Genomic DNA, 25556 nt, shown 5'->3' with positions numbered 1-25556 from the left:
TGCCCCCTGGTGACGACACTTGTCTATGTTTTCACTACGCGCCCTGCTAAACGATGCTGTCCACCACCCCCCCATCGACCCGCAGCGCCGCACCCGTGGTCGCCGAGGCCTGTTCCGAGCTGGCATAGATGATCATGTTGGCGACTTCCTCGACCCGCGCCGCGCGCTGGATGATCGAGGTACTGCGGTGCTCATTGACGAAATCCGCCGCCACCTTTTCCAGGCTTTCCCCTGTGCGCTCGACGTCCGCCTGAAGCATCTGGGCGACACCTTCGGATAGCGTCGGCCCAGGCAGCACCGAGTTCACTGTAACGCCCGTGCCAGCGAGACGCTTGGCCAGGCCGCGGGCAATTGAGAGTTGGGCGGTCTTGGTGAAACCGTAATGAATCATGTCAGCAGGAATATTCACGCCGGACTCCGACGAGACAAACACAATCCGCCCCCAACCACGTTCGACCATACCCTGCGCATAAGCCCTGGACACACGCACGCCGGACATCACGTTGGTTTCGAAGAAGCGTTGCCATTCGCTGTCCGGCGTGTCGAAGAAATCCTCCAGCTTGAAGATGCCCAGGTTGTTGATGACCACATCGAAGCGCGGGTACCTGGCGACCAAGGCCTGGCAGCCTGAGGCGTTGCTGAGGTCGCCCACAAAGCCTTCGGCTTTGGAAGCAAGGTCGCCCAAGCGCTGCAATGCGTCCTGCACGCCGCTCTCGCTGCGACCGTTGATGACCACGTGGGCGCCGGCTTCGAGGAAGCCTTTGGCTGTGGCAAATCCGATGCCGCTGGTGGAACCGGTGACCAAGACGTGACGGCCGGTGAAGTCGATTTTCATGGGAAGGACTCCTTGAGTTAATGGACCAGAGGGCTGTGCGATGTTGGCGAGGCGGTATTTACGAATTCTTCGTACAACGATTGAAGATAGCGACAATCCAGCAAAGTGATGCAAACCCGACATGCGGTGTCGGGTTTGCTTTATTGATTGAGCGAATGTTTACCTGCTATCGCGTCTCAACGTTATCCAGCACCCGATTTGCCAGCAACGAACCCAGCTCGATCAGTTGCTGAATACCGAGCGCCACATGACGGCGCGAACCTTCCAGTTCGAAGGCGAGGTCGTTGACCATGGCGTCAGCCGAGGCCAGGGTTTCGGTGAGGTTGGCGAGCAGGGATTCGTTGTCGATGTCTTTTACGATTGTGAATATCTGGCCCGGTTGGGGATCGTCGGGTTTTGTTGCTCTGGGAGAGAGATAGAAATCCAAGGCGCGCTCTGCAGCTTCATCGAGCTTTTTGGTCCCGGATTTTGTGCGCGGGGGGGCTTGCTCCGTTTCCGGAGGGTTTGGAGTTACTTTGAACATAAGCTGGAATCCTCAGTGAGGCCGCGACCTCTTCCCTACTAAAAGAAGGGTGGCGGCTGTACGCAGGTTAGTAGACCGGGGATTCCAGCATTGCCGGCGCGCCGAAGCGCCCTGCGCACAGCCACCATCAAGAACAGGGATGGGAAATACCTGCCTGAATGGAGCTCATGCATCTTGCGGGAAACCACGGGCTACTAAACCCGACCACTGATGAGCAGTGGCAGGAAGACGATAGAACCCGGGGGCAGGACGCACAAGCGGGCGGATTCTGGCGTAGTTGTAGGCAACGGCGCAAGGATGTGTGGGTTGGGAGAAGGGTGGCGGTCGGGGAATAAACAGGCGACGGGAAGGCCTGGAATTCACGGGCTAGGGGCTGCCTCTGCTTGGTTGGAAAGCAGCGCTGGTGCGGATCGTCTGTAGGAAGTTGGGGCTGCTTCGCAGCCCAGCGGGGATGAATCCCCTCGCCACAGGAAGGTGGAGTCAGTTAATTCAGCGGCGGCTGTGAAGGCGCTATCGCGAGCAGGCTCGCTCCCACAGTTTTTTCGGGCTGTTCACAGACAGTGCAACCATCCCACAGGGGTTCTTGGGTGTTCGCAGACTCTGCATTCACCATAAATCCCGGTGGGGCCGATCTTATGAAGTGGCGGGCCTTCAGTACCACCGCGCCTCGCCCGGCGGGCGTTTCTTGAAGCGTTTCATGCTCCACATGTATTGGCTCGGGTACGCCCGTACGTAACGCTCCACTACCTGGCTCATGGCGGCGCAGGCGGTTGCGGTGTCGGTGCTGTACATGGCCTCGGGGGCGGCTTCGAGGATGACTTTGTAGCCGGAGCCGTCCGGCAGGCGCAGGGCGTGGAGGAAGACGCCGACGGCCTTGCCGCCGGCGAGCATGTTCGGTACGAACTTGCTGGTCAGGGCCTGGGTGGCGAAGAAGGGCACGAAGATGCCGGCGGATTCGGCCGGTTCCGGGTCCGCGGGGATGCCGACTTGGCCGCCCTTGCGCACTTCCTTGATGACGCTGAGGATGCCTTCCTTGGTGGACGCCGCGACTTTGTTGCCCAGTTGCACCCGCTGCTTTTGCAGCAGTTCATCCACCGCCTTGAGCTTGGGCGGACGGTAGAAAATGATCGGTTTGCACTGGCTGCAATAAAAGTGGTTGAGCACTTCCCAGTTGCCCAGGTGGCTGGTGATGCCCACCACGCCCTTGCCGGACGCCAGGGCTTCTTTCAATATTTCCAGGCCCTCGACTTCACGCACCAGTTCGATGGAGCGCTGGGCCGGCCAGATCCAGGCGCAGGCGCTTTCGGTCAGGGATTTGCCGATGTCCTTGAGGCTCTGGCCCACCAGTCGCTCGCGCTCGGCCGGGTCCATCTCGGGAAAGCACTTGGCGAGGTTGATCCGCACCACGTCGCGGGAGCGATTGGGCAGTTTCCACATGAGCCAGCCGATGGCCGACCCCACCGCTTGCACGGCCCGCCAAGGCAGCAGCGCAAACAACCGCAGAGCGCCGACCAGCAAGGCGCCTTTCAACTTATCCACAGGTCACTCCTGAATTCATGGGCCGTGTTGCGAGCCGGCTATTCTAACCGCCGTTTGCCAGCTCGGCGTAGCGGTCGCAGTCCTGGGTGTGGTCCATCACCATGCCCGAGGCCTGCATGAAGGCGTAGCAAATGGTCGGCCCGACGAAGGTGAAGCCGGCCTTTTTCAGACCCTTGCTCATCTGCACGGCTTCGGGGGTGATGGCCGGCACTTCGGTGCGGTCCCTGAAATGATTGATGATGGGGCTGTCGCCGACGAACGACCAGAGGAACGCCACCGGGTCTTCCAGCGCCAGCCAGGCCTGGGCGTTGCGGCGCGCGGCCTTGAGCTTGAGACGGTTGCGGATGATGCCGGGGTCCTGCATCAGGTCCTCGATTTCGGCATCGCTCATCTGCGCCACCCGCTGTACGTCGAAGTTGTACAGCACCTCGCGGTAATGCGCGCGTTTGCGCAACACGGTGATCCAGGACAGCCCGGCCTGGAACCCTTCGAGCAAAAGCAACTCGAACAAACCCTGCGCATCGCGCAGCGGCGTCCCCCACTCCTGATCGTGATAGGCCATGTACAACGGATCTTCGGAACACCAAAAGCAGCGTGGCATAAGGCTCCAGGGGGCGTGCGCACGAACGAATCGGGTATACTCCCGCTCTTTAAATCGCAGCCCAAGAAACAGGTGAATTTCGTGAGCCAGCCTACGCCAGCCGTGCGTACCTTCCAAGACTTGATCCTCGCCCTCCAGCAATACTGGGCCGAGCAAGGTTGCGTGGTACTTCAGCCCTACGATATGGAAGTAGGCGCCGGCACTTTCCACACTGCCACGTTTCTGCGTGCCATCGGCCCGGAAACCTGGAACGCCGCCTATGTGCAGCCCAGCCGCCGCCCGACTGACGGCCGCTACGGCGAAAACCCGAACCGTCTGCAGCACTACTACCAGTTCCAGGTGGTCCTGAAGCCGAACCCGGAGAACTTCCAGGAACTGTACCTGGGCTCCCTCAAGCACGTGGGTCTCGACCCGCTGGTGCATGACATCCGTTTCGTCGAGGACAACTGGGAGTCGCCGACCCTGGGCGCCTGGGGCCTGGGCTGGGAAGTCTGGCTCAATGGCATGGAAGTGTCGCAGTTCACCTACTTCCAACAGGCCGGCGGCATCGAGTGCTACCCGGTCACCGGCGAGATCACCTACGGCCTGGAACGCCTGGCCATGTACCTGCAAGGCGTGGATTCGGTCTACGACCTGGTATGGGCCGACGGCCCGTTCGGCAAGGTGACTTACGGCGACGTGTTCCACCAGAACGAAGTGGAACAGTCGACCTACAACTTCGAACACGCCAACGTCGACAAGCTGTTCGAACTGTTCGATTTCTATGAAAGCGAAGCCAAGCGCCTGATCGAGCTGGACCAGCCGCTGCCGTTGCCGAGCTATGAAATGGTGTTGAAGGCGTCCCATACCTTCAACCTGCTGGACGCACGCCGGGCGATTTCCGTGACCGCGCGCCAGCAATACATCCTGCGTGTGCGCACCCTGGCGCGTTCCGTCGCGCAAGCCTACCTGATGGCCCGTGCCAAGCTGGGCTTCCCGATGGCGACCCCGGACCTGCGTGATGAAGTGTTGGCTAAGCTGGAGGCTGCACAATGAGTGCTCAAGATTTTCTGGTTGAACTGGGCACCGAAGAACTGCCACCCAAAGCCCTGAATACCCTGGCCGATGCGTTCCTGGCCGGGATCGAAAAAGGCCTGCAAACCGCCGGCCTGAACTTCGAAACCAAGCACGTCTACGCCGCGCCGCGCCGCCTGGCCGTGTTGATCACCGGCCTGGCGACCCAGCAGCCGGACCGCAGCATCAACCTCGATGGCCCGCCACGCCAGGCCGCGTTCGACGCCGACGGCAATCCGACCCAGGCTGCCCTGGGCTTCGCCAAGAAGTGCGGTGTGGACCTGAGCGAAATCGACCAGAGCGGCCCGAAGCTGCGCTATAGCCAGAGCATCAAGGGCAAGCCGACCGCCAGCCTGCTGCCGACCATCGTCGAAGACTCCCTCAATGACTTGCCGATTCCCAAGCGCATGCGCTGGGCCGCGCGCAAGGAAGAGTTCGTGCGTCCGACCCAATGGCTGGTGATGCTGCTGGGTGACCAGGTCATCGACTGCACGATCCTGGCCCAGAAGGCCGGCCGCGATTCCCGCGGTCACCGCTTCCATCACCCGGAAAGCGTGCGCATCACCTCGCCGGCCAACTACCTGGCCGACCTGCGTGCCGCCTACGTGCTGGCCGACGCCAACGAGCGTCGCGAGCTGATCAGCAAGCGCACCGAAGAGCTGGCCACCCGCCAGGAAGGCACCGCCATCGTGCCGCCAAGCCTGCTGGACGAAGTGACCGCACTGGTGGAATGGCCGGTGCCGCTGGTGTGCTCGTTCGAGGAACGTTTCCTTGAAGTGCCGCAGGAAGCGCTGATCACCACCATGCAGGACAACCAGAAGTATTTCTGCCTGCTGGACGCCGACGGCAAGTTGCTGCCGCGCTTCATCACGGTCGCCAACATCGAAAGCAAGGACCCGCAGCAGATCATCGCCGGTAACGAAAAAGTCGTTCGCCCGCGCCTGACCGATGCCGAGTTCTTCTTCAAGCAAGACAAGAAGCAACCGCTGGAAAGCTTCAACGAACGCCTGCAGAACGTGGTGTTCCAGGAAAAACTCGGCAGCGTCTATGACAAGGCCGAGCGCGTTTCCAAGCTGGCGGCGTTCATCGCCCCACGCATCGGCGGCGACGCCCAGCGCGCGGCCCGTGCCGGCATCCTGTCCAAGTGCGACTTGTCCACCGAGATGGTCGGTGAGTTCCCGGAGATGCAAGGCATCGCCGGTTACTACTACGCCCTCAACGACGGTGAGCCGCAAGACGTCGCCCTGGCGCTGAACGAGCAGTACATGCCCCGTGGTGCCGGCGCCGAGCTGCCGACCACCCTGACCGGTGCGGCCGTGGCGATCGCCGACAAGCTCGACACCCTGGTCGGCATTTTCGGTATCGGCATGCTGCCCACCGGCAGCAAGGACCCCTATGCCCTGCGTCGCGCGGCGCTGGGTGTGTTGCGGATCCTGATCGACAAGCAATTGGACCTGGACCTGAACGATGCGGTGGCCTTCGCCGTCAACGCGTTCGGCAGCAAGGTCAAGGCTGCCGGCCTGGCCGATGCAGTACTGGAGTTCATCTTCGACCGCCTGCGTGCACGTTATGAAGACGAAGGCGTCGATGTCGCGACCTACTTGTCGGTGCGTGCCCTGAAGCCGGGTTCGGCCCTGGACTTCGACCAGCGCGTGCAAGCCGTCCAGGCCTTCCGCAAACTGCCGGAAGCGGCAGCCTTGGCGGCGGTGAACAAGCGTGTGTCGAACCTGCTGAGCAAGGCCGAAGGCAATATCGCGGCCACCGTCGAAGCCAAGTACTTCGACAATGCCAATGAGTTCTCCCTGTATTCGGCGATCCAGCAGGCAGACCAGGCCGTCCAGCCGATGGCCGCGGCACGGCAGTACAGCGAAACCCTGGCACGCCTGGCAGCACTGCGCGAACCGGTGGATGCGTTCTTCGAAGCGGTGATGGTCAATGCCGAAGACGCCAGCGTACGGGCCAACCGTTATGCACTGCTGGCGCGTCTGCGTGGGCTGTTCCTCGGCGTCGCCGACATTTCGCTGCTGGGGTAAGTCTTGAAACTGCTGATTCTCGATCGGGACGGGGTGATCAATCACGACTCCGACGCTTACATCAAATCGGTGGAGGAGTGGCTGCCGATCCCCGGCTCGATCGAAGCCATCGCGCAGTTGAGCAAGGCCGGCTGGACGGTGGCGGTTGCCACCAACCAGTCGGGCATCGCTCGCGGTTACTATGACCTCGCGGTCCTCGACGCCATGCATGAGCGCTTGCGTGCCCTGGTGGCCGAGCAGGGCGGCGAAGTCGGGCTGATCGTCTATTGTCCCCATGGGCCGGATGAAGGGTGCGATTGCCGCAAACCCAAACCGGGCATGTTGAAGGCCATTGCCGAGCATTATGCTGTGCCGCTGGCGGGCGTCTGGTTCGTCGGCGACAGCCTCGGTGACCTGGAGGCGGCCAGGGCCGTCGATTGTCAGCCAGTTTTGGTAAAGACCGGGAAAGGCGAAAAGACTCTGGGCAAGACCCTACCGGTAGGCACTTTGATTTTTGACGACCTGGCGGCGATTGCCGCTGAACTTATCCACAATTAGAGCTCCCAAGACATCCTGATCAAGGATTGTTCGGGAAGCGCTTGAACAGGCGGGCATTGCCCGCAACGGTAAATGCCGCTATGTCGATATTGCAGGCCATCAGATCTTTTCTCTTTTACCTGCTGTTGGGCACCAGTTCCTTGTTGTGGTGCTCCCTGAGTTTTTTTGTCGCGCCCTTCATGCCGTTCAAGGCGCGCTACCGCTTCATCAACGTGTACTGGTGCCGTTGCGCACTGTGGTTGAGCAAAGTGTTCCTGGGCATTCGTTATGAAGTGAAGGGTGCCGAGAACGTGCCGGACCGGCCCTGCGTGATCCAGTCCAATCACCAGAGCACCTGGGAAACCTTTTTCCTGTCGGCCTATTTCGAGCCGCTGAGCCAAGTGCTCAAGCGTGAACTGCTGTTCGTGCCGTTCTTCGGCTGGGCCATGGCGATGCTGCGGCCGATTGCCATCGATCGCGACAACCCCAAGGCTGCGCTCAAGCAGGTGGCACAGAAGGGCGACGAACTGCTCAAGGACAACGTCTGGGTGCTGATTTTTCCAGAAGGTACCCGCGTCCCCTATGGCACGGTTGGCAAGTTTTCCCGCAGCGGTTCGGCATTGGCGGTCAATGCCGATCTGCCTGTACTGCCGATTGCACACAATGCCGGCAAATTCTGGCCCAAGGCTGGCTGGATCCGGACCCCAGGGGTGATCACGGTGGTGATCGGTGAGCCGATGTATGCCCAAGGCAGCGGGCCCCGCGCCATTGCCGAGCTCAACGACCGGGTCCAGGCCTGGAACGAACAGACCCAGCGGGACATGGGCTCGCTTCCCCCGACTCCCACAACGCCGGCGGCTACCGACCAACTCGCTGTCTGATATCTGTGGATAAGCTGTGTACCGTTTTCTCTCAAAACACAGCTTTTATCTTGTAACCTGATGTTTTTAATACATATTTCTTAAGAACATAAAACCGGCCGGGACGTGCATAAGTTTTTATAGCGTTCGGTCGGTTTGTTGCCTGCGGCGGTTTTATAGAACGCTGCGATCTTTCGACTCATCCCCCAGCAAGGGGAAGCGCAAACTGAACGTCGTGCCTTCACCGACCACGCTTTGACATTCAATGTGCCCGCCATGGCGGTCAACCACGGCTTTGACCATCGACAATCCCAAGCCAATCCCATCAACGCCGTGGGCCGACGAAAACCGCCGGTATTGGCTGAACAGAGCGGGCAGTTCCTCGGCAGTAATGCCTTTACCCTGATCGCCGACCTCGCAGACCAACCAGCCCTCCGCGCAACGAACCGTCAGTGAAATGCGGCTGTCAGGTGAGCTGTACTTGATGGCATTTTCCAGCAGATTGAACAGCGCACGAGTCAGCAGGGATTGGTCTGCCCTCACCATGGCTTCTTCATCATCTACCCCATGGCTCAGTTGGATGCGCTTGGCCTGGGCGATGGGTAACGCCTGGTCCAGCACATCCAGGATCAGCATGGCGAACAGGGTCGGCTGGAATTGGTACGCCTCGGATTCCGCCTTGGCCAACTGCACGAAGCCTTCCGTCAAGTCCAAGGCTCGGCGAACCTGGCGCTCGATCTGATCGAACAGCAAGTCATTTCCCCCGACCTGATGCCGCTGCACGTCGAGCAACGCCAGGATCGCCGAGTGGGGCGCACGCAAGTCATGGGAGAGAAAACGCAACATCACGCTGCGCTGCTCTTCGGCTTCGCGCTCGGCGCTCAGGTCGATCAAGCTCAGCAACCAGCCAATGGGCGTATCGCCGTCCACCGGCATGAGCGGGGCGCGTTCCAGGCGCAGGCTGCGCTCGCGAGTGTCGCGAAACTCCACCAGCGGCAATGTGGATAACCGGTGATGGGGTTCACGCTCCAGCACCGGATACCCTAGTTGCACAAGTTCTTCCAACACATCGCCGCCAGCCAGGACATGGCCGAACAGATCCCGGGCCTTGCGGTTACCGAGCAAGATCCGACCTTGCGGATCACTGATCATGGTCGCGACGGGCAGATATTCCAGGCCATCAGCGATGAAGCGGCGGGTATCGCGTGTCCTGCCCATGGCTTGTTCCAGGGCCATGATCTGGCCCTGCAGGCGGTCACTGCCGGTGTAGGGGGTCCGGCGGCGTTCCGGAAACACTTTCGGCTCGGCGTCCAGGCGCGCCAATTCCCAGCCGAAATAGGCCAGCACCACGCTCAGGCGTCGCCAGTTCCAGATCAGGTAGCCGAACAGCATGCCTGTCACACTCGCCATCGGCGACCACCACCAGCCCTCCAACGCCAGCACAGCACTGATCGACAACGCCGCAGCCATACCACCCACCATCGTCCACAAGGCCAGGTGAGGGCGCAGCAACAACAATCCCAATACACAGGCCACCAGGCACACCGATAATACGGCGCTCGAACCATGGCGGGCCGATTGGGCACTGAACGACAGCAGCGCCGTCACCGGTAACAGCAGCAGACTTATCCACAACCACTCACGCACCAATTGTCGAAACAACCGCTGGGCCTGGGTGGGTTCACGGCTTTCACTGCGACGCGGATGACTCATAGATACCCTGACCGAACACGAGAGAGGATTGGCTTCATGGTTGATGCGAAGCGCAAGACTATAGCGGACTCGATGGGTGGCGTGCTGCTGCCTTTCCCTCTCCGCCGTGAGCCGGTATTGTCGCAGCCTGCGACAGGGGAACCGCAACGGAGCTGAGAGTTTGCGTAGGCCCCCTGATGATGTCCGTTACCTTCGAGATCAAGGAATCGCGCCCATGCGTGTCGCCATACTGGATGACGAACCGGCCGAGTTGCGCCGGGTGGAACAGACACTGCAGCAGATCCCCGGCAGGGGCGAGCAGGCCTGGACCCTGCACAGTTTCGAACGCGGCGAGGACCTGTTGCGGCAACTGCGTCGGGAGACTTTCGACCTGTTGATCCTCGATTGGCAACTGCCCGATATCAGCGGCTTGTCGCTGCTGCGCTGGACTCGCGAGCACATGGACGCGCCACCTGCGGCCATCATGCTCACCAGCCGCGACGGTGAACACGACATCGTCCAGGCCCTCAACGCCGGCGCCGATGATTACGTGAGCAAACCGTTCAGGCCCAACGAGCTCAAGGCCAGGGTGACTGCCGTGTTGCGTCGCCATAACCTGCAACGTGCTCCGGCCAGCGAAACGCTGGTGTTCAACGACCTGGCGTTCGACGACGCCGAGCTGACCGTCACCCGCGCCGGCATCCCCATCAGCCTGACCGAACGGGAATACCGCCTGGCCCGTTGCCTGTTCGCCAACTTGGGTCGTCCATTGTCCCGGGAGTACTTCTACGAACGCTTCTGGAGCCACGAAGAAATGACCTCGTCCCGCCCGCTCGATACCCATATCTATCGCCTGCGCAACAAGCTTGGCCTGACGGCGGATCGAGGTTGGCAGTTGTTGACGATTTATGGGTATGGGTATCGGTTGGAGAGTGTGGCGACGGGAAGCGAAGCGTCGGTGGCAAGTTAGGTTGATCGTTCCCACGCTCTGCGTGGGAATGTCTCAACGGACGCTCTGCGTTCGGCTCTTTGAGACGCAGAGCGTCTCTGGCTGCATTCCCACGCAGAGCGTGGGAACGATCCACAGTGAATGTCAGCCGTGCGCCTGTACCAGGCTTCCTGCTTTTGCAATCCGACGACGCTGCACGAGGAGCCCGGATACCACCACCAACAGGCTCAACAGTCCAGTCGCCAGAATCTCCACACGGTGGGCTTCCTGGAACAGCATGATGGTCAGGGCCGCGACGATGAAGATGATCACCGCATAGGTGAGGCCCGGGAACAACCACATGCTGAAGGCAATTTTCTCGCCGCGAGCCATACGTTGCTTGCGCATGCGCAGTTGCGAGAACGCGATCACCAGATACACCAGCAATGCGATGGCGCCGGAGCTGGCCAACAGGAATTCGAACACCGCAGCCGGGGCCACGTAGTTGGCGAACACTGCCAGGAACGCAGCAGCAGTCGACAGCACCACCGCCCAGTAAGGGGTGCCGCTCTTGTTGGTGCGTTGGGAGACAGCTGGCGCGTCGCCGCGTTTACCCAGCGAGAACATCATGCGCGACGCCGTGTAGAGCGCCGAGTTCAGGCAACTGGTCACCGCCACCAGCACCACGATATCGACGATCAGCTTGGCGTTCGGAATGCCCATGCGCTCCAGCACGGTCTGGTAGGAACCCACGCTGGCGAGCAGCGGGTCATTCCATGGCACCAGGGAGACGACCATGAAAATCGACACAAGGTAGAACAAGCCAATCCGCCAGATGACCGAGTTGGTGGCCTTGGAAATCTGCTGCCCCGGGTTCTTCGATTCGGCCGCCGCGATGGTCACGATCTCGGTGCCCATGAACGAGAACATGGTGGTCAGGATCGCGCCCAACACCGCGCCCATGCCGTTTGGCAGGAAGCCTTGAGTGTCAAACAGGTGCGAAACGCCGCTGACCTGGCTGGTGGGCAAAAGACCGAAGATTGCCAACGTACCAAGGGCGATGAAGCCAATGATTGCGATGACCTTGACCAGGGCGAACCAGAACTCGAACTCCCCGTAGTTCTTCACACTGAATAGATTGGTGATGGTCAGCAGCAACGTGATGACCAGAGTGAACACCCAGATGGCCACGTTTGGAAACCAGGCATGCAGGATGGTCGCAGCGGCGTTGGCCTCCAAGGGAATAACCAGCACCCAGAACCACCAATAGAGCCAACCGATGGTGAAACCGGCCCAGTGACCAATCGCACGATCGGCGTAAGTCGAGAACGAACCGGTGTCCGGCGAAGCCACCGCCATTTCGCCCAGCATCCGCATCACCAACACCACCAATGCCCCAGCGGCGGCGTAGGCCAACAGCACCGCCGGACCGGCTGCCGCGATAGCGTGACCGGAACCTACGAAAAGCCCGGCACCAATTACGCCGGCGATGGAGAGCATCGTCACATGACGGGGTTTGAGCCCTTGCTCCAGATTGTTGGAAGTTTGCGTACCACTCATTGAGACTACCTTTGGTCTTGAATTTATTCGTACCGCCTCGTACCACCGTGTCTTTGTAAATTTAAAGAAACGATGTGTTGTTTATTTAACACGCAAGTTTTACGCCAGAAAGCCTGAGGACCCGTGGTACCGGAGCCCAGGGGCGATATCCAAGTGCTTGAGAATGAAAGGTTTGTTCCTAAGTGTTACTGCGTTACCCGATTTTCGACTGTGCAGTCTGAAGGGGAACATTTTTTTCAAGCGTAAAAAAAAGCCAACGCATGAGCGTTGGCTTTTTTGTGGCTGCACTGAGCGAGGGATCAGAAATCCAGGTTGGACACTGCCAGCGCGTTGCTCTCGATGAAGTCACGACGAGGCTCGACCGCATCACCCATCAGGGTGTTGAAGATCTGGTCAGCGCCAATGGCGTCTTCGATGGTCACCTTCAGCATCCGGCGCGAGCCCGGGTCCATGGTGGTTTCCCACAGCTGATCCGGGTTCATCTCGCCCAACCCTTTGTATCGCTGGATGGTGTGGCGCTTGGTGCTTTCAGCCATCAGCCATTCAAGGGCTTCCTTGAACTCGGTCACGGCTTTCTTGCGCTCGCCACGCTGGATGTAGGCGCCTTCGTCCAGCAGCGTGCTCAGTTGCGCGCCGAGGGATACGACCGTCTTGTAGTCATTGCTGCTGAAGAAGTCGCGGTTGAAGGTGACGTAGTTCGACAGGCCGTGGGAGATCAGTTCGACCTCCGGCAGCCAGACATTACGCTCGCGGTCTTCACGCAGGCTGGCTTTGTAGACCAGGCCGGACTTCTCGACGGTGCGCAGGCGCACTTCGTACTGAGCCAGCCAATCCTGCATCGCTGCATGATCGGACAACTGCTCCATGCTGACGGCCGGCAGGTAGATGAAGTGCTCGGTCAGTTCCTGTGGGTACAGGCGCGACAGGCGCTTGAGGGTTTTCATCACCAGGCGGAAGTCGTTGACCAGGCGCTCGAGGGCCTCACCGGAAATACCCGGGGCGTCTTCGTTCAGGTGCAGGCTCGCATCTTCCAGGGCCGACTGCGTCATGTACTCTTCCATGGCGTCGTCGTCCTTGATGTATTGCTCCTGCTTGCCTTTCTTGACCTTGTACAGCGGCGGCTGGGCGATGTAGATGTAGCCGCGCTCGATCAGCTCCGGCAACTGACGGAAGAAGAACGTCAGCAGCAGGGTGCGGATGTGCGAACCGTCGACGTCGGCGTCGGTCATGATGATGATGTTGTGATAGCGCAGCTTGTCGATGTTGTACTCTTCGCGGCCGATGCCACAGCCCAGCGCGGTGATGAGCGTGCCGACTTCCTGCGAGGAGATCATCTTGTCGAAGCGCGCCTTCTCGACGTTCAGGATCTTGCCCTTGAGGGGCAGGATGGCCTGGGTCCGGCGGTTGCGTCCCTGCTTGGCGGAGCCGCCAGCAGAGTCACCTTCCACGAGGTACAGTTCGGACAGGGCAGGGTCCTTTTCCTGGCAGTCAGCCAGCTTGCCCGGCAGGCCGGCGATGTCCAGCGCGCCTTTGCGGCGGGTCATCTCACGGGCCTTGCGCGCCGCTTCACGGGCACGCGCGGCGTCGATCATCTTGCCGACCACCAGCTTGGCTTCGTTCGGGTTCTCCAGCAGGAAGTCGGAGAAGTACTTGCCCATTTCCTGCTCGACCGCGGTCTTCACTTCGGAAGACACCAGCTTGTCCTTGGTCTGGGAACTGAACTTCGGATCCGGCACTTTCACCGAAATGATCGCCGTCAGGCCTTCACGGGCATCGTCACCGGTGGTGGCGACTTTATGCTTCTTCGCCAGGCCTTCCTGCTCGATGTAGTTGTTCAGGTTGCGCGTCAACGCCGAACGGAAGCCCACCAGATGGGTGCCGCCATCGCGCTGCGGAATGTTGTTGGTGAAGCACAACAGGTTCTCGTTGAAGCTGTCGTTCCACTGCAGGGCGATTTCCACGCCGATGCCATCTTCGCGCTGGATGTTGAAGTGGAACACCTGGTTGACCGCGGTCTTGTTGGTGTTCAGGTATTCAACGAATGCACGCAAGCCACCTTCGTACTTGAACAGCTCTTCCTTGCCGCTGCGCTCGTCCTTGAGGACGATGCCGACGCCGGAGTTGAGGAAGGACAGCTCACGAATCCGCTTGGCCAGGATGTCCCAGCTGAAGTGGATGTTCTTGAAGGTTTCACTGGAAGCCTTGAAGTGAATCTGGGTACCGGTGGTTTCGCTGTCGCCAACGATGGCCATCGGCGCCTGTGGCACACCATGGACGTAGGTCTGTTCCCAGATCTTGCCGCTGCGGCGCACGGTGAGCACCAGTTCCTCGGACAGCGCGTTCACCACAGAGACACCTACACCGTGCAGCCCGCCGGAAACCTTGTAGGAGTTGTCATCGAACTTACCGCCGGCGTGCAGCACGGTCATGATGACCTCGGCCGCGGAAACGCCTTCTTCCTTGTGCACGTCGACCGGGATGCCTCGACCGTTGTCACGAACGGTGATGGACTCATCCGGGTGGATGGTGATGCTGATGTCGTCGCAATAGCCGGCGAGGGCTTCGTCGATGGAGTTGTCGACCACCTCGAACACCATGTGGTGCAGACCGCTGCCATCGTCGGTGTCACCAATGTACATACCGGGACGTTTGCGTACGGCATCCAGGCCTTTCAGCACTTTAATGCTCGTTGAGTCGTACGTATTTTCTTCGCTCAATGCCTTCACTCCCGATGGTCGTGGGTCTGGGTGATACGGCCCTGTTCCACGTGGAACAGAGCGACTGGCGTTTCCGTCTGCCAGCCTTCCTTCAATAATTCGTGATCTACACAGGTGATGAAAACCTGGCAGCGTAAGTCTTCCAGCAAACGGCAAAGCGCTCGACGGTGGGCCTCGTCCAGCTCGGACGGCAGGTCATCCACCAGATAAATACACTGACCGCGACGGGCCTGGCTGACCAGGTGCCCCTGGGCGATACGCAAAGCACACACCACCAACTTCTGCTGACCCCGGGACAAAATGTCCGCGGCGTTATGGGCGCCCAATCTGAGGCGCAAGTCAGCGCGTTGAGGTCCAGCCTGGGTGTGGCCCATCTGCTGGTCCCGTTGCAGCGAGCCAGCCAGTACGGCACTCAATTCCCGATCCTTGTCCCAGCCTCGGTAATAGCTGAGCGTCAGGCCCTCGAGCTCAACCAGTTCGCTCAAGGTCTGCTCGAAGACCGGTTTCAAGGCTTTGATGTAAGCGCGGCGGTATTCATCGATTTCAGCGCTGGCCTGGCACAGTTCCCTGTCCCAAACCGCTTGCGAAACGGCGTCAAGTGTACCATGCCGCAGCCAAGAGTTTCTCTGGCGCAGCGCCTTCTGCAAGCGCTGCCAGGTCGCCATGAAACGCGGCTCCACGTGAAACACACCCCAGTCCAGGAACTGCCGGCGAATTTTCGGTGCGCCTTCCAGCAGGCGGAAACTGTCCGGGTTGATCAACTGCAACGGCAGGATCTCCGCCAGTTGTGCGGCACTGCGGGCGTTCTGGCCGTCGATGCGAATCTGGAACTCGCCTTGCCGGTCCCGTGATATGCCCAACGCGCTATGACCCCCTTCCGCCAACTCCACTTGTCCGAACACCGTACAGGCCAGTTGATCGTACTGGATGACCGGTAACAGGCGGGTGCTGCGAAACGAACGGGCAAGCCCCAGCAAGTGTACGGCTTCCAGAACGCTGGTTTTGCCGCTGCCGTTGGCGCCGTAAAGGATATTGATGCGGGGGGAAGGGGAGAAGGTCACCGGGTGCAGATTACGCACCGCGGTGACCGAGACGCGACTTAAGGACATCTAGCTTCTGCTGATTTACAGACGCATCGGCATGACAACGTAGGCCGAGTCGTCGTTATCGGATTCCTGCACCAACGCACTGCTGTTGGAGTCCGACAGGATCAGGCGTACCTGCTCAGTGGTCATCACGCCCAGCACGTCGAGCAGGTAGCTGACGTTGAAGCCGATCTCCAGGGAGCCGCCGTTGTAGTCAACGCCCACTTCTTCTTCCGCTTCTTCCTGTTCCGGGTTGTTCGCCTGGATTTTCAACTGGCCGCTGGCCAGTTGCAGGCGGATGCCGCGGTACTTCTCGTTGGACAGGATCGCGGTACGGCTGAAGGCCTCGCGCAGCGCCTGGCGGTCACCCAGTACCAGCTTGTCGCCACCTTTGGGCAGCACACGCTCGTAGTCGGGGAATTTGCCGTCGACCAGCTTGGAAGTGAAGGTGAACTCGCCGGTGGTGGCGCGGATGTGGTGCTGGCCCAATACGATGCTGACGTTGCCGTCCGGTTCGGTCAGCAGGCGCGCCAGCTCCAGGATACCTTTGCGGGGCACGATCACTTGGTGGCGATCCGGCTGGCCGATATCGGCTTGCATCGAGCACATCGCCAGGCGGTGACCGTCGGTGGCAACGGCGCGGATAACCCCGGCGGACACTTCCAGCAGCATGCCGTTGAGGTAGTAACGCACGTCCTGCTGGGCCATGGCGAAGCTGGTGCGCTCGATCAAGCGACGCAGCCTGCTTTGCTCGAGGCTGCAAGTCAGCGAGCCCGGGCCTTCCTCCACGGTTGGGAAGTCGTTGGCAGGCAGGGTCGACAGGGTGAAACGGCTGCGCCCGGCCTTGACCACGAGCTTCTGCTCATCGACCTTGATGTCGATCAGCGCATCGTTGGGCAGGCTCTTGCAGATGTCCATCAGCTTGCGCGCCGGCACCGTGATGGAACCCGGATCGGCCGGCTCTTCAAGCTGCACACGACCGACCAGCTCGACTTCCAGGTCGGTACCGGTCAGCGACAGTTGCTGGCCTTCGACAACCAGCAGCACGTTGGAAAGTACCGGCAAGGTCTGGCGGCGTTCGACGACGCCTGCGACCAGTTGCAGGGGTTTCAACAGGGCTTCGCGTTGAATGGTGAAATGCATGGTCTAGTCCCTTGCCTTAATAAGCTGCGCTGGTGGTCATCAAGTGGTCAGTGTACGCAGCAGGTTCTTGTAGTCCTCGCGGATGTCCGCGTCGGATTCCTTAAGTTCATTGATCTTGCGGCAGGCGTGCAACACCGTGGTGTGGTCGCGTCCGCCAAACACATCGCCGATTTCCGGCAGGCTGTGGTTGGTCAGCTCCTTGGACAAGGCCATGGCCACCTGGCGCGGCCGGGCCACCGAACGCGAACGGCGTTTGGAGAGCAGATCGGAGATCTTGATTTTGTAGTACTCAGCAACCGTTCGCTGAATGTTATCCACAGAAACAAGCTTGTCCTGAAGCGCCAGGAGATCCTTCAAGGACTCACGAATCAGTTCGATGGTGATGTCGCGGCCCATGAAGTGGGAGTGCGCGATCACCCGCTTGAGTGCACCTTCGAGCTCGCGCACGTTGGAACGAATACGCTGGGCGATGAAGAATGCGGCATCGTGGGGCAGCTCGACCTTCGCCTGATCGGCCTTCTTCATCAGGATCGCCACCCGGGTTTCCAGTTCCGGCGGCTCGACGGCGACCGTCAGGCCCCAGCCGAAACGCGACTTCAGGCGCTCTTCCAGGCCTTCGATTTCCTTCGGATAACGGTCACTGGTGAGAATGACCTGCTGTCCGCCTTCAAGCAACGCGTTGAAGGTGTGGAAAAACTCTTCCTGGGAACGTTCCTTGCGGGCAAAGAACTGAATATCGTCGATCAGCAGCGCATCCACCGAACGGTAGAAACGCTTGAACTCGTTGATGGCGTTCAGCTGCAGCGCCTTGACCATATCGGCGACGAAGCGCTCGGAATGCAGGTACACGACCTTGGCATTCGGGTTCTTCTTCAATAAGTGGTTACCCACAGCATGCATCAAGTGGGTCTTACCCAGGCCCACACCGCCATACAGGAACAGCGGGTTGTAGCCATGCTTGGGGTTGTCCGCTACCTGCCAGGCAGCCGCCCGGGCCAGCTGGTTGGACTTGCCTTCGACGAAGTTCTCGAAGGTAAAGGTGCGGTTCAGATAGCTGGTGTGCTTGAGCGCGCCTTCGACCTGCACGGTGCGCTGCTCGGCGCGTACCGGTGCCTGTTGGGTGCTGGCGCCCGCCATCGGGTCGAAGCTGTCCCGGGAAGGCTCTTCACTGGCCTCGGGCACCTTCTGTGAGTTTCTTTTGCTCGGTGCGGGAGGGGGGGCGACCGGGTTTGCCGGTGGTGCCACGGCAGCCTGAGCCTGGGAAGCCGCGGCAGCCAGCGGCGCATTCGGAGCCGCCCGCGGGGCCGAGCTGCGCTTGCTACCTATTAATAAGGACAGCGCAGGCGCCATGCCATTGCCATGCTCGTCGAGCAGTTCCATGACCCGGCCCAGATACTTTTCGTTGACCCAGTCGAGAACGAAACGGTTCGGTGCATAGACGCGCAACTCGTCGCCTTCGGCTTCGACCTGTAGTGGGCGGATCCAAGTGTTGAATTGTTGGGCAGGCAGCTCATCGCGCAAAAGCTCCACGCACTGCTGCCAAAGTTCCACTGACACGGACATCCCCTAAGTTGAAAGCCGGTGAGGCAAAAACAAGCGGCCATTGTAGCGAGCAGACGTTCACTTATCCACACGCAGCTTCACCCTCACCCACGATTTATCAATGCGTTAACTCACAAAAAGACGACAGGCGGTCAGTGGATAAGCTCTGTGGATAACCACGCTTGAGGTCGTTGTACAAGTGGAGGTGAAACTCGGTGGATAAGCGCCCTGTGGATAACCTGCCTTTCCACACACAGCTTATCCGACCGTGCAGCACAGGCTGGGCACTGCTTTCCCGCGTAGTTGTCATTCTCTGTACATGACGAGCGACAAGGGCTTGAGGTGGTTATCCACAGACAGACAGCTGGCTAGTCTTTATAAGCTTCACAGAAAAGCTTTAAATACTTTCCTTCTTTATTTCTATATCTGGCACACGTGATCGCTGGCCGGACGCCTGAACATCTATTTAAAGGAAACGTTGGTTGGAAATTGACCTATGGACTTGCTTTCTCTAGAATCCCCGGTCTCTTAAAACGGGGGCCATTCCGGCCCGTTGTGGACGAACCAGGTAACACGACATGAAACGTACTTTCCAACCAAGCACTATCAAACGCGCTCGTACCCACGGTTTCCGTGCTCGCATGGCTACCAAGAACGGTCGTGCCGTCCTGTCGCGTCGTCGCGCCAAAGGTCGTGCGCGTCTGGCAGTTTGATAATCCGGCACTGGAGGTGAGTCAGGACTTCGGTCGGGAAAAGCGTCTGCTTACACCCCGGCATTTCAAGGCAGTCTTTGACTCCCCTACCGGCAAGGTTCCGGGGAAAAATCTCCTGCTCCTTGCGCGCAGCAACGATCTCGATCACCCCCGCCTAGGGCTGGTTATCGGGAAAAAGAGCGTCAAGCTCTCCGTGCAGCGCAACCGCCTCAAACGTCTGATGCGCGAATCGTTCCGCCTGAACCAGGATTCACTGGTCGGATGGGACATTGTTATCGTCGCGCGCAAAGGTTTGGGGGACGTAGAAAACCCTGAACTGATTCAGCATTTCGGCAAACTCTGGAAGCGTCTGGCCCGTAACAAGCCAGCATCGCCAGTCAACACCGAAACTGCAGGGGTAGACAGTCCCGATGCGTAAACTGGCACTCGTTCCGATCCAGTTTTACCGCTACGCCATTAGTCCCTTGATGGCCAGTCACTGTCGTTTCTACCCCAGCTGCTCCTGCTACGCGTACGAAGCCATAGAAAATCATGGCCTTCTGCGCGGTGGCTGGCTGACCTTTCGTCGTTTAGGTCGCTGTCATCCGTGGAATCCCGGCGGTTATGACCCGGTTCCGCCTATCCCTACCTCCCGTTCTTCTTCGATGGCCGAGTAATCATGGATATCAAACGCACGATCCTGATCGTCGCCCTGGCAATCGTGTCTTACGTCATGGTTCTTAAATGGAACCAGGACTATGGCCAGGCTGCCCTGCCGACTCAGAATGTTGCAGCCAGCAATACCGCACCGAGCCTGCCGGACACCACTTCCGGTACCAACGCTGCCAGCAGCGATGACATTCCACGCGCGGCAAACGATACCAGTGCGCCTGCCGAAGCCCCGGTGGCTGCAAGCAAGGATCTGATCCAGATCAAGACCGACGTGCTCCAGTTGGCAATCGATCCACAGGGTGGTGACATCGCCCAGCTGACGCTGCCGCTTTATCCGCGTCGCCAGGATCACCCGGACATTCCGTTCCAACTGTTCGATAACGGTAACGAGCGGACCTATCTGGCCCAGAGCGGCCTGATCGGCGCCAATGGTCCCGACGCCAATCCAGCCGGTCGCCCGGTCTACGCCTCGGAAAAGAAAAGTTATCAACTGGCTGACGGTCAGGACCAATTGGTCGTCGACCTGAAGTTCAGCAAGGATGGCGTCAACTACATCAAGCGTTTCACCTTGAAACGTGGCCTGTATGACGTGGTCGTGTCCTACCTGATCGACAACCAGAGCGCGCAGCCCTGGTCTGGTGCGATGTTCGCCCAGCTGAAACGCGATGCCAGCGCCGATCCGTCCTCCAGCACTGCCACCGGCACCGCGACTTACCTGGGCGCCGCCCTGTGGACAAGTTCGGAGCCGTACAAGAAAGTGTCCATGAAGGACATGGACAAGGCGCAGCTCAAGGAAACCGTGCAAGGTGGCTGGGTAGCCTGGCTGCAACACTATTTTGTAACCGCCTGGATCCCGCAGAAGGGTGAAAGCAATATTGTCCAGACCCGCAAGGACAGCAAAGGCAACTACATCATTGGCTACACCGGTCCTGCATTGACCGCTGCGCCGGGTGCCAAGGTTGAAACCAGCGCTACGTTGTATGCCGGTCCGAAAAGCCAGGCCGTACTGAAACAGTTGTCCCCAGGTCTGGAATTGACCGTGGACTACGGTTTCCTGTGGTTCATTGCCCAGCCGATCTTCTGGCTGCTGCAACATATCCACAGCATCGTCGGTAACTGGGGCTGGTCGATCATCTTCCTGACCATGCTGATCAAGGGCTTGTTCTTCCCATTGTCGGCCGCCAGCTACAAGTCCATGGCTCGCATGCGCGCCGTGGCTCCGAAACTGGCCGCTCTGAAAGAGCAGCATGGCGATGACCGGCAGAAAATGTCCCAGGCCATGATGGAGCTGTACAAGAAAGAGAAGATCAACCCATTGGGTGGTTGCTTGCCGATTCTCGTACAGATGCCTGTGTTCCTGTCGCTGTACTGGGTTCTGCTGGAAAGCGTGGAAATGCGCCAGGCGCCGTTCATGCTGTGGATTACCGACCTGTCGATCAAGGATCCGTTCTTCATCCTGCCGATCATCATGGGCGCCACCATGTTCATCCAGCAGCAGCTGAACCCGACGCCTCCGGACCCTATGCAGGCGAAGGTCATGAAGATGATGCCGATCATCTTTACCTTCTTCTTCCTGTGGTTCCCGGCCGGTCTGGTGCTGTACTGGGTTGTGAACAACGTGTTGTCCATTACTCAACAGTGGTACATCACGCGTAAGATCGAATCGGCTACGAAGAAAGCCGAGGCGTAACTTGCACTGTGGATAACCACACAAAACGCCCCCTAGTGGGGCGTTTTGCTATCTGTCACTTTTGTCTGGATACCGGTTTATGAGCGCACCTCGTGAAACCATCGCCGCCGTTGCCACCGCCCAAGGGCGCGGCGGTGTCGGCATCGTCCGCATTTCGGGGCCACTGGCCAGTGTCGCGGCCAAGGCCATCAGTGGTCGTGAACTCAAGCCGCGGTTTGCTCATTACGGCCCGTTCTTCAGTGACGACCAGCAAGTGCTCGACGAGGGCCTCGCTCTGTATTTCCCAGGGCCGAATTCATTCACCGGTGAAGACGTACTGGAGCTGCAGGGCCACGGCGGGCCCATCGTGCTGGACATGCTGCTCAAGCGTTGTCTTGAACTGGGTTGTCGCCTGGCCCGGCCGGGGGAATTCAGTGAACGGGCTTTCCTCAACGACAAACTCGACCTGGCCCAGGCCGAGGCGATTGCCGACCTCATCGAAGCCAGTTCGGCCCAGGCAGCGCGTAATGCCTTACGTTCGTTGCAAGGTGCTTTCTCGCAGCGTGTGCATAACCTCACCGAACAATTGATCGGGCTGCGTATCTACGTTGAAGCGGCGATCGACTTCCCGGAGGAAGAAATCGACTTCCTCGCCGATGGCCATGTGCTTAGCATGCTCGATAAGGTCCGCGATGAGTTATCCATAGTACTGCGCGAAGCGGGGCAGGGTGCCTTGTTGCGTGACGGTATGACAGTGGTGATCGCTGGACGGCCGAACGCAGGTAAATCCAGCCTGCTGAATGCCCTGGCTGGTCGTGAGGCAGCGATTGTCACGGAGATCGCCGGCACCACCCGGGACATCTTGCGCGAACATATCCACATTGATGGCATGCCGCTGCACGTTGTGGATACCGCCGGGTTGCGCGATACCGATGACCACGTGGAAAAGATCGGCGTTGAACGGGCACTGAAGGCCATTGGCGAGGCGGATCGCGTGTTGCTGGTGGTCGATGCGACGGCACCGGAAGCGGATGATCCTTTTGCGTTGTGGCCTGAGTTCCTCGAAGTGCGCCCGGACCCGGCAAAAGTCACCCTGATCCGTAACAAGGCCGACCTGACCGGCGAAGCGATCGCTCTCGAGGTCAGCGCCGACGGTCACGTGACCATCAGCCTGAGCGCAAAAGCCGCAGGAGAGGGCCTGGAACTGCTGCGTGAGCACCTCAAGGCCTGCATGGGTTACGAGCAAACCTCGGAAAGCAGTTTCAGCGCCCGGCGTCGCCACCTCGAAGCCCTGCGTCACGCCAGCGCCGCGCTGGAACACGGTCGCGCACAACTCACGCTGGCAGGTGCCGGCGAATTACTGGCCGAAGATTTGCGCCAAGCCCAGCAATTCCTGGGTGAAATCACCGGTGCGTTCAGCTCCGATGACTTGCTGGGGCGGATTTTCTCCAGCTTCTGCATCGGCAAGTAAGTCCTTCCCTCAAAACGGGCTGCCTATCGCGTTCCCTGCAGCCCGGCTTCCCTTTTCCTACCCTCGATTGCCCTTCATGGCGGCTCGCCCATGGGGTTTCGCTTGTGGATTAAGCCCTGTGGGTAACTGACGTTGAGCTCAGTTGATAAACCCCCTTGAAAAGTGAAGATAACCCGCTCTGTGGATAACCATTCACTTAATCCACAGGCTTACACCGGTTATCCAAGCCCCTCAGCGCCAGATGACCACAGGGTTCAGGATCTCTGTACACATTGAAATAAAAGGGCTGTAGCAGTTTATCCACAGAACGGGTGAGCAGTAAGAATAAACATAAAAACAAAGGTTTTATAAATTTCTCTCTTTTTTATTTTTTTAACCGCGAGTTCTCCACAGCTGGTTAAATTTTGTGCAAAGGGTTCTTTAGGAAAGGGGAAGTCCCTATACTTGCCGACCTGGTCCAGAAAACGTCAGGACCAGGCTCATAACCTATTTCCGAATTACCTGAATTAAGCAGGCACGAGGTGCGTGGTGGATTTCCCTTCCCGTTTTGAAGTGATCGTCATCGGCGGCGGTCATGCCGGTACCGAGGCAGCACTTGCATCAGCGCGCATGGGTGTAAAAACCCTGCTGTTGACGCACAACGTGGAAACCCTCGGTGCCATGAGCTGCAACCCAGCCATCGGTGGCATTGGCAAAAGCCATCTGGTCAAGGAAATCGACGCCCTCGGCGGTGCGATGGCGATGGCTACCGATAAGGGTGGTATCCAGTTTCGCGTTTTGAACAGCCGCAAAGGCCCTGCGGTACGGGCCACTCGTGCCCAGGCCGACCGGGTCCTGTACAAGGCGGCTGTCCGCGAAATCCTGGAGAACCAGCCGAACCTGTGGATATTTCAGCAAGCGGCTGATGACCTGATTGTCGAACAGGATCAGGTCCGTGGTGTTGTCACCCAGATGGGCCTGCGTTTCTTCGCCGATTCCGTGGTGTTGACTACCGGGACTTTCCTCGGCGGACTTATCCACATCGGCATGCAGAACTATTCCGGCGGCCGCGCGGGGGATCCGCCGTCGATTGCCTTGGCTCAGCGTCTGCGTGAGCTGCCGCTGCGGGTAGGTCGCCTGAAAACTGGCACGCCACCGCGAATTGACGGTCGGTCTGTGGATTTCTCGGTCATGACCGAACAACCGGGCGATACGCCGATCCCGGTGATGTCGTTCATGGGCTCGAAAGAGCAGCATCCGCAGCAGGTGAGCTGCTGGATCACCCACACCAATGCCCGCACCCACGAAATCATTGCCGCCAACCTGGATCGTTCGCCGATGTATTCCGGCGTGATCGAAGGCGTCGGTCCACGTTATTGCCCATCGATCGAAGACAAGATCCATCGCTTTGCCGACAAGGAAAGCCACCAGGTCTTCATCGAACCGGAAGGCCTGACCACCCACGAGCTTTACCCGAACGGGATCTCGACCTCCCTGCCGTTCGACGTGCAACTGCAGATCGTGCAGTCGATCCGCGGCATGGAAAACGCGCACATCGTCCGCCCGGGCTACGCCATCGAATATGACTACTTCGATCCGCGCGACCTGAAGTGCAGCCTGGAAACCAAGGTTATCGGCGGCCTGTTCTTTGCCGGACAGATCAACGGCACCACTGGTTACGAAGAAGCCGGAGCCCAAGGTTTGCTGGCCGGGACCAACGCGGCGTTGCGTGCCCAGGGCAAGGACAGCTGGTGCCCGCGTCGCGATGAAGCGTACATCGGGGTGCTTGTTGATGATCTGATTACCCTGGGTACCCAGGAACCGTATCGGATGTTCACTTCTCGTGCGGAATATCGGCTGATTCTGCGCGAAGACAACGCCGATCTGCGCCTGACCGAGAAAGGCCGTGAGCTGGGGCTGGTGGATGACGTGCGTTGGGCGGCGTTCTGCAAGAAACGCGAAGGGATCGAACTGGAAGAACAGCGGCTGAAAAGCACCTGGGTCCGTCCCGGTACCGAACAGGGCGACGCCATCGCAGCGAAATTCGGCACGCCGCTGACGCACGAATACAACCTGCTCAACCTGTTGAGCCGGCCGGAAATCGACTATGCCGGGCTGGTGGAAGTGACGGGCCAAGGCGCGAAAGATCCCCAGGTCGCCGAACAGGTCGAGATCAAGACCAAATACGCCGGCTACATCGACCGCCAGCAGGACGAGATCGCCCGCCTGCGCGCCAGCGAAGACACGAAACTGCCTGTGGATATCGATTACACGGTCATTTCCGGCCTGTCGAAGGAAATCCAGAGCAAGCTCGGTACAACCCGGCCGGAGACCCTGGGCCAGGCGTCACGCATCCCTGGCGTAACCCCGGCGGCGATTTCCCTGTTGATGATTCATTTGAAAAAACGCGGCGCGGGCCGTCAGTTGGAGCAAAGCGCTTGAGTTC

The 25556-nt window shown here is 59.5% G+C and carries 21 protein-coding genes; 11 read left to right on the top strand and 10 right to left on the bottom strand.

Going from position 1 to position 25556, the window contains the following annotated elements; all coding sequences use genetic code 11:
• Nucleotides 1–46: 46 nt before the first annotated feature.
• The 4 genes from N005_RS27125 to N005_RS27110 form a co-directional block, all read right to left on the bottom strand.
• Nucleotides 47–835, bottom strand: coding sequence for an SDR family NAD(P)-dependent oxidoreductase (locus tag N005_RS27125; protein WP_047703968.1), 789 nt, complete (start codon nucleotides 833–835; stop codon nucleotides 47–49).
• 166 nt (nucleotides 836–1001) lie between these two features.
• Nucleotides 1002–1358, bottom strand: a complete 357-nt coding sequence (locus N005_RS27120; RefSeq protein WP_047703967.1) for a DUF6124 family protein — start codon at nucleotides 1356–1358, stop codon at nucleotides 1002–1004.
• 651 nt (nucleotides 1359–2009) lie between these two features.
• Nucleotides 2010–2897, bottom strand: coding sequence for a lysophospholipid acyltransferase (locus N005_RS27115; RefSeq protein WP_047703966.1), 888 nt, complete (start codon nucleotides 2895–2897; stop codon nucleotides 2010–2012).
• 43 nt (nucleotides 2898–2940) lie between these two features.
• Nucleotides 2941–3498 carry a DNA-3-methyladenine glycosylase I gene (locus N005_RS27110; protein WP_047703965.1) on the bottom strand — a complete coding sequence of 186 codons (558 nt, stop codon included), beginning with the start codon at nucleotides 3496–3498 and terminating at the stop codon, nucleotides 2941–2943.
• An 81-nt stretch (nucleotides 3499–3579) separates the two neighbouring features.
• On the opposite strand from N005_RS27110, the gene glyQ reads away from it, so the two are divergent.
• The 4 genes from glyQ to N005_RS27090 all read left to right on the top strand — a co-directional run bounded on the left by glyQ (nucleotide 3580) and on the right by N005_RS27090 (nucleotide 7981).
• Nucleotides 3580–4533, top strand: coding sequence for a glycine--tRNA ligase subunit alpha (gene glyQ / locus N005_RS27105; protein WP_047704193.1), 954 nt, complete (start codon nucleotides 3580–3582; stop codon nucleotides 4531–4533).
• Nucleotides 4530–6584 carry a glycine--tRNA ligase subunit beta gene (gene glyS, locus N005_RS27100; protein ID WP_047703964.1) on the top strand — a complete coding sequence of 685 codons (2055 nt, stop codon included), beginning with the start codon at nucleotides 4530–4532 and terminating at the stop codon, nucleotides 6582–6584. Before glyQ ends, glyS begins: the two co-directional genes overlap by 4 nt.
• A gap of 3 nt (nucleotides 6585–6587) precedes the next feature.
• The gene (gmhB, locus tag N005_RS27095; RefSeq protein WP_047703963.1) at nucleotides 6588–7121 is read left to right on the top strand and encodes a D-glycero-beta-D-manno-heptose 1,7-bisphosphate 7-phosphatase; all 534 of its coding nucleotides are present in this window, start codon (nucleotides 6588–6590) and stop codon (nucleotides 7119–7121) included.
• A gap of 80 nt (nucleotides 7122–7201) precedes the next feature.
• Nucleotides 7202–7981 (top strand): lysophospholipid acyltransferase family protein, encoded by a 780-nt coding sequence (locus tag N005_RS27090; RefSeq protein WP_047703962.1) that lies wholly within the window; start codon nucleotides 7202–7204, stop codon nucleotides 7979–7981.
• A gap of 153 nt (nucleotides 7982–8134) precedes the next feature.
• Here the strand turns inward: N005_RS27090 and N005_RS27085 are convergent, their stop codons facing one another.
• On the bottom strand, nucleotides 8135–9673 hold the full coding sequence (locus N005_RS27085; RefSeq protein WP_047703961.1) for a sensor histidine kinase: 1539 nt from the start codon (nucleotides 9671–9673) through the stop codon (nucleotides 8135–8137).
• A 214-nt stretch (nucleotides 9674–9887) separates the two neighbouring features.
• Here N005_RS27085 and N005_RS27080 point away from each other — a divergent pair, with 214 nt between their 5' ends.
• Complete coding sequence (locus N005_RS27080; protein ID WP_047703960.1) at nucleotides 9888–10622, top strand: response regulator transcription factor; 735 nt, start codon at nucleotides 9888–9890, stop codon at nucleotides 10620–10622.
• A gap of 123 nt (nucleotides 10623–10745) precedes the next feature.
• Here the strand turns inward: N005_RS27080 and gabP are convergent, their stop codons facing one another.
• From gabP to dnaA, 5 genes are all read right to left on the bottom strand, one after another.
• Complete coding sequence (gabP, locus tag N005_RS27075; RefSeq protein ID WP_047703959.1) at nucleotides 10746–12140, bottom strand: GABA permease; 1395 nt, start codon at nucleotides 12138–12140, stop codon at nucleotides 10746–10748.
• 299 nt (nucleotides 12141–12439) lie between these two features.
• Nucleotides 12440–14857: a DNA topoisomerase (ATP-hydrolyzing) subunit B gene (gyrB, locus tag N005_RS27070; protein WP_047704192.1), complete on the bottom strand. Its 2418-nt coding sequence runs from the start codon at nucleotides 14855–14857 to the stop codon at nucleotides 12440–12442.
• Nucleotides 14858–14862: 5 nt separating this feature from the next.
• Nucleotides 14863–15966, bottom strand: a complete 1104-nt coding sequence (recF, locus tag N005_RS27065) for a DNA replication/repair protein RecF (protein ID WP_047703958.1) — start codon at nucleotides 15964–15966, stop codon at nucleotides 14863–14865.
• A 15-nt stretch (nucleotides 15967–15981) separates the two neighbouring features.
• The gene (gene dnaN, locus N005_RS27060; protein ID WP_041023027.1) at nucleotides 15982–17085 is read right to left on the bottom strand and encodes a DNA polymerase III subunit beta; all 1104 of its coding nucleotides are present in this window, start codon (nucleotides 17083–17085) and stop codon (nucleotides 15982–15984) included.
• A 39-nt stretch (nucleotides 17086–17124) separates the two neighbouring features.
• On the bottom strand, nucleotides 17125–18642 hold the full coding sequence (gene dnaA, locus N005_RS27055) for a chromosomal replication initiator protein DnaA (RefSeq protein ID WP_047704191.1): 1518 nt from the start codon (nucleotides 18640–18642) through the stop codon (nucleotides 17125–17127).
• 563 nt (nucleotides 18643–19205) lie between these two features.
• On the opposite strand from dnaA, the gene rpmH reads away from it, so the two are divergent.
• The 6 genes from rpmH to mnmG all read left to right on the top strand — a co-directional run bounded on the left by rpmH (nucleotide 19206) and on the right by mnmG (nucleotide 25552).
• Nucleotides 19206–19340 (top strand): 50S ribosomal protein L34, encoded by a 135-nt coding sequence (gene rpmH / locus N005_RS28565; protein ID WP_003213577.1) that lies wholly within the window; start codon nucleotides 19206–19208, stop codon nucleotides 19338–19340.
• A 16-nt stretch (nucleotides 19341–19356) separates the two neighbouring features.
• Nucleotides 19357–19758, top strand: coding sequence for a ribonuclease P protein component (gene rnpA / locus N005_RS27050; RefSeq protein WP_047704190.1), 402 nt, complete (start codon nucleotides 19357–19359; stop codon nucleotides 19756–19758).
• Entirely contained in the window at nucleotides 19751–19996 is a 246-nt protein-coding gene (yidD, locus tag N005_RS28560) for a membrane protein insertion efficiency factor YidD (RefSeq protein WP_010465488.1), read from the top strand. Before rnpA ends, yidD begins: the two co-directional genes overlap by 8 nt.
• A gap of 2 nt (nucleotides 19997–19998) precedes the next feature.
• Nucleotides 19999–21681 carry a membrane protein insertase YidC gene (gene yidC, locus N005_RS27045; protein ID WP_047703957.1) on the top strand — a complete coding sequence of 561 codons (1683 nt, stop codon included), beginning with the start codon at nucleotides 19999–20001 and terminating at the stop codon, nucleotides 21679–21681.
• A gap of 79 nt (nucleotides 21682–21760) precedes the next feature.
• Complete coding sequence (gene mnmE, locus N005_RS27040; protein ID WP_047703956.1) at nucleotides 21761–23131, top strand: tRNA uridine-5-carboxymethylaminomethyl(34) synthesis GTPase MnmE; 1371 nt, start codon at nucleotides 21761–21763, stop codon at nucleotides 23129–23131.
• Nucleotides 23132–23659: 528 nt separating this feature from the next.
• On the top strand, nucleotides 23660–25552 hold the full coding sequence (gene mnmG / locus N005_RS27035) for a tRNA uridine-5-carboxymethylaminomethyl(34) synthesis enzyme MnmG (protein ID WP_047703955.1): 1893 nt from the start codon (nucleotides 23660–23662) through the stop codon (nucleotides 25550–25552).
• Nucleotides 25553–25556 lie beyond the last annotated feature (4 nt).

Source organism: Pseudomonas mediterranea CFBP 5447 (genome assembly GCF_000774145.1).
In the GTDB taxonomy this organism is placed as follows: Bacteria; Pseudomonadota; Gammaproteobacteria; order Pseudomonadales; family Pseudomonadaceae; genus Aquipseudomonas; species Aquipseudomonas mediterranea.
Note: the sequence above shows the minus strand (reverse complement) of the source record. Positions and strands in the feature narration are given on the sequence as shown.